At 68.5% G+C, this 14,941-nt stretch carries 13 protein-coding genes and 1 tRNA gene; 5 read left to right on the forward strand and 9 right to left on the reverse strand.

Annotation, left to right across the window (positions count from 1 at the left end; all coding sequences use genetic code 11):
* Positions 1-85 precede the first annotated feature (85 nt).
* Both SACXIDRAFT_RS11720 and SACXIDRAFT_RS11725 read left to right on the forward strand, forming a co-directional pair.
* Complete coding sequence (locus tag SACXIDRAFT_RS11720) at positions 86-1,954, forward strand: dynamin family protein (protein ID WP_006238770.1); 1,869 nt, start codon at positions 86-88, stop codon at positions 1,952-1,954.
* On the forward strand, positions 1,951-3,240 hold the full coding sequence (locus SACXIDRAFT_RS11725; protein WP_006238771.1) for a hypothetical protein: 1,290 nt from the start codon (positions 1,951-1,953) through the stop codon (positions 3,238-3,240). Before SACXIDRAFT_RS11720 ends, SACXIDRAFT_RS11725 begins: the two co-directional genes overlap by 4 nt.
* On the opposite strand, the gene SACXIDRAFT_RS11730 is transcribed toward SACXIDRAFT_RS11725, so the two are convergent.
* Positions 3,175-4,380, reverse strand: coding sequence for an epoxide hydrolase family protein (locus SACXIDRAFT_RS11730; protein WP_006238772.1), 1,206 nt, complete (start codon positions 4,378-4,380; stop codon positions 3,175-3,177). The genes SACXIDRAFT_RS11725 and SACXIDRAFT_RS11730 overlap by 66 nt on opposite strands.
* 49 nt (positions 4,381-4,429) lie before the next feature.
* On the reverse strand, positions 4,430-4,909 hold the full coding sequence (locus tag SACXIDRAFT_RS11735; protein WP_006238773.1) for a VOC family protein: 480 nt from the start codon (positions 4,907-4,909) through the stop codon (positions 4,430-4,432).
* A 93-nt stretch (positions 4,910-5,002) separates the two neighbouring features.
* On the opposite strand from SACXIDRAFT_RS11735, the gene SACXIDRAFT_RS11740 reads away from it, so the two are divergent.
* Complete coding sequence (locus SACXIDRAFT_RS11740) at positions 5,003-5,965, forward strand: helix-turn-helix transcriptional regulator (protein ID WP_040922613.1); 963 nt, start codon at positions 5,003-5,005, stop codon at positions 5,963-5,965.
* Positions 5,966-6,026: 61 nt separating this feature from the next.
* The gene (locus tag SACXIDRAFT_RS11745) at positions 6,027-7,871 is read left to right on the forward strand and encodes a DUF8508 domain-containing protein (protein WP_006238775.1); all 1,845 of its coding nucleotides are present in this window, start codon (positions 6,027-6,029) and stop codon (positions 7,869-7,871) included.
* A gap of 46 nt (positions 7,872-7,917) precedes the next feature.
* Here SACXIDRAFT_RS11745 and SACXIDRAFT_RS11750 read toward each other — a convergent pair whose 3' ends face one another.
* Both SACXIDRAFT_RS11750 and SACXIDRAFT_RS11755 read right to left on the reverse strand, forming a co-directional pair.
* Positions 7,918-8,415 (reverse strand): GNAT family N-acetyltransferase, encoded by a 498-nt coding sequence (locus SACXIDRAFT_RS11750; RefSeq protein ID WP_198284316.1) that lies wholly within the window; start codon positions 8,413-8,415, stop codon positions 7,918-7,920.
* A 197-nt stretch (positions 8,416-8,612) separates the two neighbouring features.
* A complete protein-coding gene (locus tag SACXIDRAFT_RS11755; RefSeq protein ID WP_006238777.1) occupies positions 8,613-9,200 on the reverse strand; it encodes a CGNR zinc finger domain-containing protein in 588 nt (195 codons plus the stop codon).
* 103 nt (positions 9,201-9,303) lie between these two features.
* Here SACXIDRAFT_RS11755 and SACXIDRAFT_RS11760 point away from each other — a divergent pair, with 103 nt between their 5' ends.
* Positions 9,304-10,476, forward strand: a complete 1,173-nt coding sequence (locus SACXIDRAFT_RS11760; RefSeq protein ID WP_006238778.1) for an epoxide hydrolase family protein — start codon at positions 9,304-9,306, stop codon at positions 10,474-10,476.
* Positions 10,477-10,523: 47 nt separating this feature from the next.
* Here the strand turns inward: SACXIDRAFT_RS11760 and SACXIDRAFT_RS11765 are convergent, their stop codons facing one another.
* The 5 genes from SACXIDRAFT_RS11765 to SACXIDRAFT_RS11785 form a co-directional block, all read right to left on the reverse strand.
* Positions 10,524-10,892, reverse strand: a complete 369-nt coding sequence (locus SACXIDRAFT_RS11765) for a hypothetical protein (protein WP_006238779.1) — start codon at positions 10,890-10,892, stop codon at positions 10,524-10,526.
* Positions 10,885-13,650, reverse strand: coding sequence for an FtsK/SpoIIIE domain-containing protein (locus tag SACXIDRAFT_RS11770; protein ID WP_006238780.1), 2,766 nt, complete (start codon positions 13,648-13,650; stop codon positions 10,885-10,887). The genes SACXIDRAFT_RS11765 and SACXIDRAFT_RS11770 overlap by 8 nt, the downstream gene beginning before the upstream one ends.
* A 9-nt stretch (positions 13,651-13,659) precedes the next feature.
* Positions 13,660-13,905, reverse strand: a complete 246-nt coding sequence (locus SACXIDRAFT_RS11775) for a hypothetical protein (protein WP_006238781.1) — start codon at positions 13,903-13,905, stop codon at positions 13,660-13,662.
* Positions 13,906-13,912: 7 nt separating this feature from the next.
* The gene (locus SACXIDRAFT_RS11780) at positions 13,913-14,173 is read right to left on the reverse strand and encodes a hypothetical protein (RefSeq protein WP_006238782.1); all 261 of its coding nucleotides are present in this window, start codon (positions 14,171-14,173) and stop codon (positions 13,913-13,915) included.
* A gap of 537 nt (positions 14,174-14,710) precedes the next feature.
* Positions 14,711-14,800, reverse strand: a tRNA-Ser gene (locus SACXIDRAFT_RS11785).
* Positions 14,801-14,941 lie beyond the last annotated feature (141 nt).

Raw genomic sequence — 14,941 nt, forward strand, 5'->3', positions numbered from 1 at the left:
TTTCAGCACAGTAACAGGCCGGGCTCGGTGATATCACGAGCCCGGCCTGTACTGCGTGGCGTGAACGAGGCACACTGTCCGATCGATGAAGGCAACCCCGTGGCTCGACGTGCTCGACGAGGCCATTCGGTCGTGCGCCGCTCACGACCGCGCAGACCTCGTCGCGCGCCTCCGTGCCCGCCGCGCCGAGCTGACCGGCCCGAAGGTGCGGGTGGTGGTGCTCGGTGCGCAGGGGCAGGGCAAGAGCCAGCTCCTCAACGGACTGCTCGGCACGGGCGTGTGCGCGGTCGGCGACGACGTCACCACCACGGTGCCCGCCGTTGTCGAGTACGCCTCCGCTCCCGTGGCGGAACTCGTTCCCGGTGTCACGGCTCCGCTGATCGAGGCCGGGCATTCTCGGGACAGCCTCGTGCTCGAAGGGCCTGTGCACAGCGTTCCCGCGCTCACCGCCTCCGACCGGATGTCCGTCTCCGTCGATTCGGCGACGTCGGTGGCCAACCGGAGAGGTGGCATCGCCAAGGTCGAGATTGGACTCCCGCGCAAGCTTCTGGAGACGGGACTCACGCTCATCGACACCCCGCCCTACGGGGACAGGGCGAGTGAGCACACCGGCGCCGTTCTCGCCACGCTGCCCCACGCGGACGCGGTGCTGCTGACCGCCGACGTGACCCACGACCTCACCCCGGACGAGTTGGACGTGCTCGAGCGCGTCCTCACGCTGTGTCCCACGGTGGCCGTCGTGCTCACCAAGACCGACCTCGTACCGGGGTGGCAGCGGGTGGTCGAGCGCAACCGGGCCAGGCTGGAGCGGCACGGGTTACCGGTGACGGTGTTCGCGGTGTCGTCGGCACTGCGGCTGCTCGCCGCGAGAACCAACGATTCGGGGCTCAACGACGAGTCCGGGTTCCCCTCGCTCATCTCGTATCTGCACCACGACCTGATGGGCAATGTGGACGGTCTGCGCAGGCGCAGTGCCGGTGCCCTGGCCGGCCTCGCCGTCGATCGTGTGGTGCCGCCGCTGCGGGAGCGACTCGCCGAACTACAGCGGGGCGGCGACGGTGAGCTGACGGCCAGGTACCGCGCGGCGGGAAAGCGACTGGAGCACCTTCAGCGTGAGGCGTCGCGGTGGCAGACCATGCTCGCCGACGACGTCGCGGATCTCACCGCTGACCTCGACTACGACCTGCGTGACCGCACCCGCCGCATCCTGCGCGAAGCCGACGAGTACTTCGAGGTGGCCGACCCCGCGAAGGACTGGCCCGACTTCGAGGAGTGGTTGCGCGACAACCTGACGGCTGCCGCCGAGGCCAACTCAGGCTGGCTGCTCGACAGGTTCGAGTGGATCACCCGGAAACTCGCGGGCGCCATCGCCGTTCACCGGCCCGACGTGTTCGCGCCGGAGGAGGTGCTGCCCGGCATGCCGAAGGAGGAACTCGGCGAGTTGCGGATGCCGGGGATCGAAAGGTTCACCCTCGGCCAGAAACTGTTCGTCGGCATGCGCGGCTCGTACAGCGGCCTGCTCATGTTCGGGCTCGCCACCACGCTCGCCGGGATGAGTCTCATCAACCCGATCTCCATCGGCGCGGGAGTGGCGTTCGGTGCGAAGAGCGTTTTCGAGGAGCGGGGAACCCGACTGAAGCGCAGGCAGGCCACGGCGCGCAACGCCGCCCACCGGTACGTCGATGACTTCTTCCTCGCCTACGGCAAGGAGAGCAAGGACGCCGTGCGCCTGATCCATCGGGAATTACGCGACCGGTGTACCGAGGTGACGCAGGAATTGCGGGCCGAGATCAGTGAGGCCGCGCAACGGATCAAGCAGTTGATCGACGCGAAGGCGGCGGAGCGCGGCACGGCCGTGCGGGAGGTGGCTCGCCGGATCGACGAGCTGGAGTTGCTGCGCAGACGTGCGGAGGCGCTGGCACCCCGTGTGGTCCCGCGAGGGCTCACCGCATGAACCTCGCCGAAAGGGCCTGGTCGTTGCTCAGCAGGGCTCAGGAGGTGTACGCGGACAATCCGAGAGCGTCCCACTGGCTTCGCAGGCACCTCGCGCGGCTCGGCGAGCCCGTCCGGGTCGTCGTGGCAGGCCAGGAGGGGGCGGGGACGTCAACCCTCGCCGCCGCGCTCGCCGGAGAACCCGGACACAGTGGACATGCGGGTCACTCCGGGCATGCCCGTGGTGCTCCGCCTGCGTGGCGGCACATCCGGGGCGTCCGAACGTGGCCTGAGCTGCTGGTACTGGACGCCGGACTCCGGCCGCAGGACCCGCCTGCGCGGGTCGCGGAGCTGATCGGCGAGGCGGACGCGGTGCTCTACCTCCTCGGCCGGAACAACTCCGAACCGGCGTTGTTGCGCGCGGTGCACGACCAGGCCGTGCCCCGGCTCGCGCCCGTGAACGCGATCGCTGTGCTCGCAAGGGCCGACGAACTCGCCGGTGGCCGCGTGGACGCGCTGACGTCGGCGCGGCAGGTGGCGAGAAGGTGGGCGAGGCAGGCGCCGGTCGCCGAGCTGTGCCAGGACGTCGTCGCGGTCGCGGGGCTGCTCGCGCTGGCGGCGCGCACGCTCCGTGGCGACGAGTTCGAGTTGCTTGCCGCGCTGGCCGCCGTCCCGAAGGCTGAGCTGGACCCGCTCCTGCTGTCGGCCGACAGGTTCGGTGCCGAGCCGCAGCGCGCCGAACTGCTCGCCAGGTTCGGGCTTTTCGGCATCCGGCTGGCCACCACGCTGCTCAGGAACGGCACCCGTGAGCCGACGGCATTAGCGGCCGAGCTGTGCAGGCGCAGTGGCTTCGACGCGCTTGGCGAGGCGGTGTCGGCGTACTTCACGGCCCGCGCGCCCGTGCTCAAGGCGCGGTCGGCACTGCTGGGCCTCGGTGTGCTGCTGCGAAGGGAGCCCCGCCCGCCCGCTGCCCCACTCGCCGCCGAACTGGAGCGCACGCTCACGGGCGCTCACGAGTTCGCCGAACTTCGGCTGTTCTCCGCGCTGCGCACCGGGAGGGTGTCCCTGCCCGGTGATCTCGGCGAGGAGGCCGCACGGCTCGTCGGCGGTTACGGCGAGGCTTTTGAGGCGCGGCTGGCCGTCACCGCCGAGGGGACCGCGAGTGAGCCGGATTTGCGTCAGGCCGCGGCAGGGGCGTTGCGGGACTGGCGCGCGTACGCGGAGAACCCCGTGCTCTCCTCGTCAGAGCGCCTCGCCGCGGCGACCGTGGTCCGTACCTGTGAGGGCCTCGTCACGGGCCTGTTGTGACCGGGGCGTGCGCGGCGCCACGAGATCGAAGAACGTGCGCAGGTCTTCGGCGACGGCGTGGGGTTGCTCCATCGAGACGAAGTGCCCGCCGGGATTGCCCTGTGGCCAGTGCACGATCGTGTTGTGGCGCTCGGCCAGCCGACGCCAGACGTCCGGACCACCGCTGTAGACCCCCGTCGGCACAAGCGACTGGCCCTCCGGCCAGGTGAACTCGCTGCTCTCGTACATGAACCACGACGAGGAGCCCGCCGTTCCGGTGAGCCAGTACAGGGTCGCGTTCGCGAGTAGCAGGTCACGATCGATGGCCTGGTCCGGGAGGTCCACGGTGATGGTGAACTGTTTGAACTTCTCGATCAGCCAGGAGAGCAGACCCGCGGGCGAGTCGTTCCAGGCGTTGGCGAAAGTCTGAGGCGCGACCCTCAGCAGGGAGTGGTGATCGACGCCGATCGCCGCCCACTCCTGCATCTCCTGGTAGGACGCGAAATCCTCAGCATTCATGTCGGGGATGTCGCGCTCGGTGGGGAAACCGAGACCACCCATCACGTAGGCACCGACAACGGCGTCGGGCGCCGCCTTCGCCATCTCGGGCGCGAGGTACGCGCCCAGATCCCCGCCCTGAACGCCGTAGCGCTCGTAGCCGAGCCTGCGCATCAGTTCGGTGAACATGCCCGCGACCCTGGCCACGTTCCAGCCGGTGCTCTTCGGCTGCTCCGAGAACCCGAATCCGGGAATGGACGGCACGACGACGTGGAAAGCCCTCGCGCCCTCGCGGCCGTGGGCGGAAGGCCGCGTCAGCGGGCCCACCAGTTCGGCGAACTCGAACACCGAGTTGGGCCAGCCGTGGTTGAGCACCAGCGGCAGCGCGCCGGGTTCCGGAGAGCGGACGTGCAGGAAGTGGACGTCGTGGTCGTCGATGGTGGTGACGAAGGAGCCGAGTTCGTTCAGCCTTGCCTCGTGTTCCCGCCAGTCGAAAGCGGTGCGCCAGTGGGCGATGAGTTCACCGAGGTAGTCGCATGTCACGCCTCGCGCCCAGTCGCCGGGCAGTTGCCGTGGCAGGCGGGTACGCGCAAGGCGCTCCAGCAAGTCGTCGAGGTCGGCCTGCGGGACGTCGATCGGGAAAGGCCGGACGTCGTTGGGCATGGGAAGTCCTTTTCGAAGCGGGTCTGGTTCGATGCGGGATCGAGGGGGATCAGGCGAAGATGTCCGCGCCGCTGACGTAGCGCATGCCCTCGACGAACTCCGGTCGCCGCTCGCGTTCGGCCAGCTCGTCAGGCGTGGGGTCGGCGACGTGCTGGTGCAGCCAGTAGACGTTGCCGAGCGGGTCGCGGACGCGGGCGACGATGTCACCGAAATGCAGTTCCGTCGGGCGCGTGACGATCTGTGCGCCCGCGTCGGCTGCTCTGCGGACTGCCGAGGCGATGTCGGCGACATAGAGGCGAAGGAAAGCGGGTGTCGCCGGCCAGTGAGGGCGGGAGTCGAAAAGCATCACCGGCGCGTCGCCGATGCGGGTCTCGGCGTGGCCGATGAAGCCGTCCTCACCCTGCACGCGGACGGTCTCGACGGCGTCGAACGCCTTCGAGAGGAACTCGAGCACGGCGGCGGTGTCCCGCGAGATGATCCACGGAGTCACGGTGGCGTAGCCGTCGGGGACGGTTTTAACGCTGGTCATGGTGCGGGGCCTTTCGTCTGTTCGAGCTGGCGCCACCACGCTAGGGGCGATATAGGTCAGGATCTGTCCTCCTTGTCCGGCATTCTGACCGGCATGAGCACTCCCTCCCGGCTGCTGAGCCTGCTGTCCCTGTTGCAGACCCCGCGCGAGTGGCCTGGTAGCGAGCTGGCGCGCAGGTTGGAGGTCAGTCCTCGCACCATCCGCCGCGATGTGGAACGACTTCGGGAGCTCGGCTACCCGGTTGTGGCGTCGAAGGGTGCCGAGGGCGGCTACCGGCTGGTCGCGGGCGCCGCACTGCCGCCGTTGCTGCTGGACGACGAGGAGGCCGTGGCGATCGCCGTTGGCCTGCGCAACGCGGCCGGGCATGCGGTGTCCGGGCTCGGCGAGGCCGCCGTGCGTGCTCTGACCAAATTGGAGCAGGTACTGCCATCCCGGCTGCGTTACCGCGTGGCGACGTTGAACACGGCCATCGATCCGATGCCCGAACACGCGGATTCCGTGGTCGATCCCGGGGTGCTCACCACGGTGGCGGCGGCCATCACCAACGCCGAACGGCTGCGGTTCGCCTACCGGTCACATCAAGGCGACCTGTCCAAACGGCACGTCGATCCCCACCGGCTCGTCCCGGCAGGGCGGCGCTGGTACCTGGTCGCCTTCGACAACGACCGGGACGACTGGCGCGTGTTCCGTGTTGACCGGATCAGTGAGCCGTTCCCGACGGGGGCTCGCGCGTCTGCGCGGGAACTGCCTGCCGACGACGCGGCGACCTACCTCACCAGTTCCTTCCACAGTCTCGCGCCCAGCTACCAGGCTGTGGTGACCGTGTTCGCACAGCCGGACGAGATCGACGCCAGGCTGGGCGAGATCGAACCACTCGAAGAAGGCCGGTGCCTGGTGCGGTGCAACGGGGACACGGTGGAGTGGCTCGCGTTCCGGCTCTCACTGCTGGGACACGAGTTCCGGGTGCACGAGCCACCCGAACTCGTCGAGTACCTGCGAGAGCTGGGGCAGCGCTCGCTCAGGGCGTCGGGGGAGTGCGAAGGGTTTTCTTCCTGACGGATGTCCGACGAACGGCGGCTTCTCATCGTTCACTCGACTGGGTAAGGATGCGCCGGTGATGTCTTCGAAACGCAGGGTCGCGTCCGGCGCGGTCCTCGCGGCGCTCGCGGTGGCTCAGGGGGTACTCGCCGCGCCCGGCGCGGCGGCCGAACCGGACACCGCCGAGGCGGCGCCCGCACGCATTCACGAGATCCAGGGCACCACGCGCCTCTCTCCCCTCGAAGGGGATCGCGTGCGCGTGGATGCCGTCGTGACGGCGACGCGGACCTTCGGGTCCAGCCGCGGATTCTGGATCCAGGACCCACGGCCGGACGACGATCCGCGCACGAGCGAGGGCCTGTTCGTCTTCACCGGCCGCACCACTCCGGCGCTCACGCAGGGCGATGTCGTCACCGTCGAGGGCACGGTCGCCGAGTACTACCCCGGCGATCCCGCCACCACGGCCGCGCAATCGACCACCGAACTCGTCAAGGCGCACTGGACGGTCACGGCGAGGGGTGCTCGGGTTCCCGAGGCGCTCGCGCTCGGTCCCGGGACGGTGCCCGATGCTCTGACGGCGTCTCCCGGTGGCAGCATCGAGCACGCGCCGCTGCGTCCCGATGAGTACGCGCTCGATTTCTGGGAGGCGCACGAGGGCGAACTCGTGTCCGTGATCGACGCCAGGCTCGTCAGCCGCAGCACCGACTACAACGAGCTGTACGTGACCACGAAGCCCCAGCAGAACCCGAGCGCGAGGGGCGGCACGGTCTACCTCGGCTACGACCGGCCCAACACGGGAATCCTCAAGATCGAGTCGCTGATCCCGTTCTCGCAGCGGCCCTTCCCGAAGGCCGACACGGGGGACACGCTCACCGGCGTCACGTCGGGCCCGGTGGAGTACGACTCCTACGGCGGCTACACCCTCATGGCGAGCGTGCTCGGCGAGGTGAAGGGCAACGGGCTCGAACGCGAGGTCACGCGCGCCCAGCTGCGGGGCGAGCTGGCCGTGGCGACCTACAACGTGGAGAACCTCTCGGCCGTGGACGGCGAGGAGAAGTTCGCCGCACTCGCCGAGGGCGTCGTTTCCAACCTCGCCTCGCCCGACATCCTGACGCTGGAGGAGATCCAGGACGACAACGGTCCCAAGGGCGCGGGCGACGGTGTCACCTCCGCCGACGAGACGTTGCGCCGGTTCACCGAGGCCATCGAGGCCGCAGGCGGCCCCCGCTACGAGTGGAGGCAGATCGACCCGCAGGACGGTGCCGACGGCGGCCAGCCGGGAGGCAACATCCGGATGGGATTCCTGTTCAACCCGGAGCGCGTGCGGTTCGTCGATCGCGAGGGAGTGGACGCGACCACGCCCGTCGCTGTGGAGCGCGACCGGCGCGGGGCACGGCTTTCGGTATCGCCCGGCCGCATCGACCCGCAGCATCCGGCCTGGGAGGACAGCAGGAAACCGCTCGTCGGCGAGTTCGTGTTCAAGGGCCGCACGGTCTTCGTCGTCGCCAACCACTTCGCGTCCAAGGGTGGCGACCAGCCCGTGCACGGCCGCTTCCAGCCACCGGCCCGCACTTCGGAGCAGCAGCGCGTCCAGCAGGCGACGGTGGTGCGTGACTTCGTTGACGACCTGCTCGCGGTGGACCGCCGAGCCAACGTCGTCGTGGCAGGCGATCTGAACGACTTCCCGTTCTCGCCCACACTGCGTGAGTTGACACGCGGAGGCACGCTGCGCTCTCTGATGGACACGCTGCCCGAGAGCGAGCGCTACAGCTACGTCTACGAGGGCAACTCGCAGGTCCTCGACCACGTGCTCGTCTCACGCGGCCCGCGCAGGGTCAGCTACGACGTCGTGCACATCAACGCCGAGTTCGCCGACCAGGCCAGCGACCACGACCCGCAGATCGTGCGGTTCGTTCCGAGGTAAGGGCGGTTGCCGGGCGGTGTGTCGCCGCACCGCCCGGCGCGGGCGTTCACACGCCGAAAGGCGCGGCGTACCGCACGACTCCGCTCGGCGGCCGGGTTCCGTCGAGGCTCCGCACCAGGAAGGCATCGTCGGGGACCTCGATGGGCAGGCTGATGCCGTAGGTGGACGCGCGTTCGAAGCCGAAGCGCGGGTAGTACGGCGGATGTCCGAGCACGACGACGAACGACTCCTCGGCCTGCTCGGCCTCCCGCAGGAGAGCCATGATGGCCGCCGAGCCGGCGCCTTTGCCCTGCCATTCCGGCAACACGCCCACCGGGCCGAGTCCCAGCGCGGGGACGTCGCCGATGTGGCAGCGCGTCAGCAGGGCGTGGCCTGCGAGCCCTTCGGGGCCTTCGACGACCATGGAGAACTCGTCGATCCACGCCGGGTCGGTGCGCAGCGTATCGACGAGCTTCGCCTCAAGGGAGGTGTCGAAGGCGGCCAGATGCACGGCGTGCACGGCCGCTGCGTCACCAGGAGTCTCCTGCCGGGTTTTCCAGTCCACTATGTACACCTTTCACATATCCGGCCGATGCAGGCCGGACGAGCGCGACCATAGCCACCTCCACCCCACTGGAGCGATTCCTTTTCGCGCCGCGGTGCCGAGCGCGGGGCAAGGGTGCCACTTCTGACCACCCTTGCCGAGGGCAAGCGTTCGGTCATCCGATTTTCTCCTGCCATGGCCGGTCCGGGCGGGCCGCATCACCCGACAGTTCGTTGTGTGGCAGCGTCGTTCTTGCGCTGGTTGGCCTTGAATCGCGCCTTCTTCTGACGATTTCCGCACGTATTCATGTCGCACCATTTGCGGGTGCGACTTCGACTGGTGTCGAAGAAGGCAGCGCGGCAGGTCGGCGATGCGCACAAGGCCAGTTTTCCGTCTCGTTCGCCCGCGATGATGCTGATCGCGTCGGCGGCGATCACACTCAGCGCGTCCTCCACGGAGGAAGTCGAGTCAAGTCGCCACCGGCGATTGCCCTCGGGCGTCAGGACAGCCGCAGCGCGTCCCCGAACGCTGCGGTCATTGATGGTTCGAACAGCGGAAGCAGGGAGAACGTCCTGGGTGGCGGCTGCTGTCGCGGCGGCGTGAATGGATTCCCTCAGTTCCCTGGCTAGTTCGAGTTGAGCGGTGGTGCAGGACTCCACGGCAAGGCCGTTCACCCCAAGCCAGTCGATGAGTCGCTGCGGTGTGGGAATGCGCTCTACGGCGTTGCCGCACCGCTCCGTCAGAGTCGCCGTGAAGCTGGTCGCCAGCACGTTACCGAGACGAAAGTCAGGGAACCGGGCGGACATGGAACCACCTTAGCTGGTTGCTTGCAGGAAAGAGGGCGTGCTAGAACCATCATAGCCGGTTCTCATCAGGTCGTGGCCGGTCCGGCGACGATCAGGAGGTCTCATGTCCCGTCCGACCAGCGACGTGCAAGCATTCGAAGCCCACGCAACCGACGCTGACCTCGACGATCTACGCGCGCGACTGGCCGCGGCCCGGCTACCGGAAGCCGAGACTGTCCATCGCGCCGCGCCCGGCCCTGGCCGATGGGAACAGGGCGTTCCTCTCGCCGACCTCGTCGATGTCGTGGATTACTGGCGCACCGGGTACGACTGGCGGTCGTTCGAAGCGCGCCTGAACCGTATCGGCCAATTCCGTACCACCATCGACGATCTGGGTATCCACTTCCTGCACCGTCGATCCCCGCGCGCGGATGCCAGTCCGCTGATCGTGACGCACGGATGGCCGGGCAGTATCGCCGAGTTCATCGATGTCGTTGACGAGCTGGCGGATCCGAAAGACCCGGACGCTCCAGCATTTCATGTCGTGGTCCCATCGCTACCAGGCTTCGGTTACAGCGACAAGCCGGTCACCACCGGGTGGGGAACCGAGAAGATCGCGGCGGCATGGGTGGAACTGATGGGAAGGCTCGGCTACAGCGAATTCGTAGCCCACGGCGGGGACTGGGGAGGCAATATCACCACGGTTCTCGGCGGCAGATTCCCGGACCACGTCGTCGGCATCCACACAACTTTCGCGGAGGCGCCGCCCGGGCTGACAACGGACGGGCTGACCGAGGTCGAGCGCAGGTGGACCGAGGAAACTCGTCATTTCTGGCGCCACCGCGCGGCCTACGCGAAACAGCAGGCCACCCGACCGCAGACCATCGGCTACTCGCTCGTCGATTCACCGGTCGGGCTTCTCGCCTGGATTCTCGACAAGTTCGCCGAGTGGACGGATACCGAAGACAGTCCGTTCGAGACGATGTCCCGAGACCGGATTCTCGACAACGTCACCCTGTATTGGCTGACGCGGAGCGGCGCATCGTCGGCCCGAATCTACTACGAAAGCCACAACTCGCTCGACCCCGAACTCCGCGTGGACATCCCGGCTGCGATCACCATATATCCCCGAGACATCGAGAAGTATCCGCGACCCTGGGCGCAGGAGCGGTATCGCCGAATCGTTCGATGGAGGTCGCCAGAGCGCGGAGGACATTTCCCGTCGCTGGAGGTTCCCGACTATTTCGTCAGGGATTTGCGAGAAGGTCTGGCAGCGGTGCTGGCCGCTCATCGGTGAACGCGACTACGCGCCGGGACTCTTGAGTCGAGGATGTTCAGCGCGCGTCAGCGGCGGGCGCGCCAGCTCAGCGCGTCCACGGCGTTCTGCAACTCCCGGTACGCCGGTTTGATCTGCTCGACGTGGTGGTCGAGGTGTTCGCCCCGGGCCGGGGCTGTCGCCGCCGGTGGCTCGCCGGGTTCGAGCCAGGACAGCCGCGCCACATTGTCGTATGCCATGCGCCACCAGCGATGACCCCGTTCCTGAACGGCGATCTCCTGCTCGGCAAGGCGTTCGACCCGCTGGGCCGCCTCGGCGATCTGCGACTCCAGCTCGTGGCCGCGCCGCCGTTCCCACTCGCGCACGTCGTCGGCGGCCTTGTGCGCCCTGCTCATGATCTCCTTGTACCGCATGGCCGCGGTGGGTTCGTCAGGCATCGGAGGCCTCCTGCCGGTGGAACGGGATGGTGACCTCCGGGCTCGCGTGCGTGCTGCGATCGAAGAACAGGGCCCTTCCCGCCCTCGGCGACCAGTGCACAACCTGGCCCGCGCAGAATGCCGCGAGTTCGCTGCCCTGCACGTCGAGAGCCACCCACGCGCCGATGTCCTCGGTTCCCCCGAAACCGAGCGTGTCCTTGAGGCGCGCGACACCTCGCCACCAGCCAAGCACGTGTGTGCCCTTCACCGGCCCCTGCTTGAGCAGGGTTCTCAGGTGGTCGAGTCCGCTGGGTTTGCCCGGCTCCTTGCGCTCCAGCGCGGGCGACACCGCGTCAACGCCGTAGAGCACCACGAACCGAGGCCCACCGTCTGGTTCGGACAGTCGAGCGGCCTGGTCCGCGACGACCGTGGGGATGTCGGAGGCACTCGTCACCACCGGTTTGTGCCCGAGCGCGGCGAGGTCGTCGGCCAGAGCCCGCACCTCGTCCGCGCAGGTGTCGATGGCGCACCCAAGCACGAACTCCACCGCGCCTGGCGGGTACTGCCTCGCGAGCGAGCGGGTCGCGGCTTCGAGCACGGAAAGGGCTTCCGCCGTGCTGCTCCCCAGCACGGCGAGGTTGCGTCCCGGTGCGGAAGCCAGCTCGACGGCGTGAGCGTTGTCCATGACCTCGATCGACTGCCCGACGAGCGCCCTCGGCCGGTCCTTCGCCGGTTCGAGCGTGGTGAAGGCCGGTGACTCGTCGAGCTGGGGCGCCACCGCGCCGTCGAACAACCGTGGCCCGCCGTGGGTGGCGTAGCGCTGCCACAACTGCCGTTGCAGCACGGGGAAGGTGTCCTTGGCGCTCGCGTCGGGGACGTGAACGAGCTGGTTGCCGTGGGAGATCCCGGACTCGTGGTTCACCACCGCGTGCCAGCGGGGTGCGGACACTGCCGCCTGGTTCGATTCGGCGAGCACCCGCCTCGCCTTCGGCATCGCGATCCGCAGCGTGCACTGCTCGAACACGGCGGGCTTGCCCCAGAAGGCGTCGATGCCCGCGATGTCCTGGCTGGCGAGCACGAGGTGGATGCCTTGAGAGCGACCGCGCCGGGCCAGGTCCTCCAGCAGCGCCGTCGCCATGGCCGTCACGGAGTCGCGTCCGGCGAAGAGGTACTGGAACTCGTCGATCACGGCGACGATGCGGGGCCAGTGCCCGTCCGGGTCCGCCGCCCGCAGCTCCGCGATGTTGGTGACCTCGTACTCCTTCGCCGCGGCCGAACGTCGCCGCAGCTCGTCGGAAAGGAAGCGCAGCAGCGCGAGGCCGAACTCGCGGTCGGTGTTGACGTTCACGCCGACGAGCCGCGCGTGGGGCAGCCAGCTCTCGTCCTTCTTCCCCGGAGCGAGCCCCGCGAAGGAGACTCCTTCCTTGAAGTCCAGCAGGTACAGCGCGAGCTCGTCGGGTGAGTAGCGGGCGGCGAGGCTGCCGAGCAGCGCATAGAGGAAGTTGGTCTTGCCCGATCCGCTCGGCCCTCCGATCAGCGCGTGCGGAGTGGCGTCGCCGATGACCACCTCCACGGGTTCGCCCTCGTAGAACCCGACGGGTGCCCGCAATTCCCTCGCCGAGCATTCCTTGCCGAACTCGGTGGGGAGCAGGTCCGCGAACGACCGTGGCCCGCCCTGTTTCGTGATGACGGCTTCGGCGATACGGGCCGCCGCGCCCGCGACCTGTCCTGGCGGCAGCGGCGGGTCGAGCCACACCTCCACGCCCGACCCGGTCATCGACGTGATCGCGCGCCGGTCGTCGAGCAGCGAGATGGTCTCCACCGAACCGCCGAGGACTGTCGGCACATCGACGAGGACGAGCGAGATCCCCGCGGCGAGCGCGCCGCTGGCGACACGCTTGAGGTCGCGAAGGTGTTCGGGTGCGAGGTTCTCGCCGTTGCCGTACAGCACCGCGATCCGCCACGGTTCGACGCGCTTGCCGGTGGCCTTGCGCATCGCGCGAAGCGTCGGGTATCCGGCCTGCATCGTGTGGGTGTGGATGCGGCGGATGTGCCCCGCGAGCTCGTCGAGCAGATCGACGAGCCGTGTGGGGTCGTGCACGGTGACGGCGCTCGTGCGGCTCAGCGCGTAGAAGTTGGGCAGCACGGCCGTGAGCTGGCCGACGTCCCACAGGTGCACCTTCACGGCGCCTGGCGTGAACGTGCTCAGCACCCGCATGAGCAGGTTCTCCACGAGTGCGTCAACGGTGTGCCGCGTCTTGGGCGCGGAGGTGATCGAAAGGTGCGACTCGTCGAGCAGCGGAACGGCGACGTCGAAGGAATGCGTGGTTCCCCGCGTCCCACCGACGCTCAAACCGTCCACAGTGGCCTCTCCGATGCGCCACAGCCCCGGCGGTTCGGTGCCGTCGATCCTGCCGAGTGTGCCGAGCCACTCGCCTGCGGGGCGACCTGCGGGCCCATCGGCCTCGGAGGCGACGAGGTCGCGCAACTGTGCGGGGCCGTCGGCCCAGTCGGCGTAGAAGCGGCTCCGCACGGTGTGCAACCACGACAACACCGACGCCATGGCCGGTTCGCCGCGATGTTCGGCGAGTTTCGGATCGTCCTCCGCGTGGTCGAGCCCGACCGACAGCACGAGCTTTTCCAGCCGAAGTTTCGTGAGCGCGTCCTCGGCGTCGAGACGGGCGTTACGGGCGGCGCCGAGAGCGAGCCCGATCTGGTGGCGCAGCGCCTCGAACGCGTTAGTCACCCGCGCGCGCTGCTCGACGACCTTGCGTCGCATGGGCACACTTCACAATCTCGACTCGTAATCCGTGAGCAGGGCCCGCACGGTGTCGAGCCGTGCGTGGTTCGCCTCGATCTGCTCCACGGCCCTCGCCAGCTCGGAGGGCAGCCACGGCTGGGCCTGTGCCTGCGCTTCCACGGCCACGCGCCGGTAGTCATCGAGCAACTCCTTCGCCGTGGCGCTGTGGGCTCGCGCCTCGGCGACCGCCCCGAGGGTTCCGGCGAGCAGGTGCCGCAGCTCTTCCAGTGACATCCGCGGGCTAGAGGCGAGCCGAGTAACTCTCGGCGGACGAGATGCACGCGAGGATGGTGCTCTGCGTGCCTGCCACAGCCTGCAACGCCTCGGCAAGCAGGCCGTGAGCCTGGTTGACCTCCTCCTGCGTGCTGCCGGACGTGGCCTGAGCCAGAGATTGCTGTGCTTCCTCGAGCGATTGAGCGGCCTGTTGCAGGGCGGCGATGCTGGCGGAAGCCTTTTCGTTCGCGAGGGCGATCCCCGCACGAATCTCTTCCACACCGGGCATGAGGCTGGCTCCTTGAGGAAGTCGGGTCAACGCTGTCACCAACTTAGCGTGAGTGATCAGCCGCGCACAGCAGGTAGGTGGGGTAACCGTGCTGGGCCGAACAGCGCGGCGATCCGGCCTGGGCCGACGAGTGCGCGGGGGACGGGAAAGCCGTCACAGGCCGTCGCCGGGGGCTGTGAGGCTCCGTAGCGATCAAGCGGTCCGATGGCGGTCGCGGCCATGGCTACTTCGTCCGCGAATCTGACAGCTCTCGGGAAGGAAGACACCGGAAAACACGTCCGTGCCGACGTTCGGGGTGAACCAGAAGTACAGCTACCTGATCGACATCGAGGTGCCGGAAGCGTCTGGAACCCTGCTTCTTTCGGGTCCGGGCATAGGCGGGGGCTGGGAGTGGAACGGCGGGCAGCGGTCTCGGCGCGGCTGCTTTCAGGGACGGGACTGATCGAGCTTCGACACCCGGACTGCGCGGCGATTCGCCCGAGTGCGGCCGAACACAGAAACGCCGGGCTCCCTCATGAGAACCCGGCGTTCGTGAGCTGGCGGAGGATACGGGATTCGAACCCGTGAGGGCTTTTACACCCAACACGATTTCCAATCGTGCGCCTTAGGCCGCTCGGCCAATCCTCCGCCGAGAAGGGTAGCAGGGTGGGCCCTGCGCGCTTGCCGAGGGCCGGTGCCGCCCCACACCTCCCGGTACCCGGCCGTCCCGCAGCGGGCACCTCCGTGGTCGCGTACCGGCGGTTACCGCGCACGGCATCGCGGGTATGC

Source organism: Saccharomonospora xinjiangensis XJ-54 (genome assembly GCF_000258175.1).
In the GTDB taxonomy this organism is placed as follows: Bacteria; Actinomycetota; Actinomycetes; order Mycobacteriales; family Pseudonocardiaceae; genus Saccharomonospora; species Saccharomonospora xinjiangensis.

Excerpts from the sequence above, each read along its gene's own strand:
- SACXIDRAFT_RS11730 (WP_006238772.1), bottom strand. The coding sequence starts at position 4,380 with ATGCCCAACGACGTCCGGCCTTTCCCGATCGACGTCCCGCAGGCCGAC.
- SACXIDRAFT_RS11735 (WP_006238773.1), bottom strand. The coding sequence starts at position 4,909 with ATGACCAGCGTTAAAACCGTCCCCGACGGCTACGCCACCGTGACTCCG.
- SACXIDRAFT_RS11770 (WP_006238780.1), bottom strand. The coding sequence starts at position 13,650 with ATGCGACGCAAGGTCGTCGAGCAGCGCGCGCGGGTGACTAACGCGTTC.
- SACXIDRAFT_RS11755 (WP_006238777.1), bottom strand. The coding sequence starts at position 9,200 with ATGTCCGCCCGGTTCCCTGACTTTCGTCTCGGTAACGTGCTGGCGACC.
- SACXIDRAFT_RS11740 (WP_040922613.1), top strand. The coding sequence starts at position 5,003 with ATGAGCACTCCCTCCCGGCTGCTGAGCCTGCTGTCCCTGTTGCAGACC.
- SACXIDRAFT_RS11775 (WP_006238781.1), bottom strand. The coding sequence starts at position 13,905 with ATGTCACTGGAAGAGCTGCGGCACCTGCTCGCCGGAACCCTCGGGGCG.
- SACXIDRAFT_RS11780 (WP_006238782.1), bottom strand. The coding sequence starts at position 14,173 with ATGCCCGGTGTGGAAGAGATTCGTGCGGGGATCGCCCTCGCGAACGAA.
- SACXIDRAFT_RS11745 (WP_006238775.1), top strand. The coding sequence starts at position 6,027 with ATGTCTTCGAAACGCAGGGTCGCGTCCGGCGCGGTCCTCGCGGCGCTC.
- SACXIDRAFT_RS11725 (WP_006238771.1), top strand. The coding sequence starts at position 1,951 with ATGAACCTCGCCGAAAGGGCCTGGTCGTTGCTCAGCAGGGCTCAGGAG.
- SACXIDRAFT_RS11760 (WP_006238778.1), top strand. The coding sequence starts at position 9,304 with ATGTCCCGTCCGACCAGCGACGTGCAAGCATTCGAAGCCCACGCAACC.
- SACXIDRAFT_RS11720 (WP_006238770.1), top strand. The coding sequence starts at position 86 with ATGAAGGCAACCCCGTGGCTCGACGTGCTCGACGAGGCCATTCGGTCG.
- SACXIDRAFT_RS11765 (WP_006238779.1), bottom strand. The coding sequence starts at position 10,892 with ATGCCTGACGAACCCACCGCGGCCATGCGGTACAAGGAGATCATGAGC.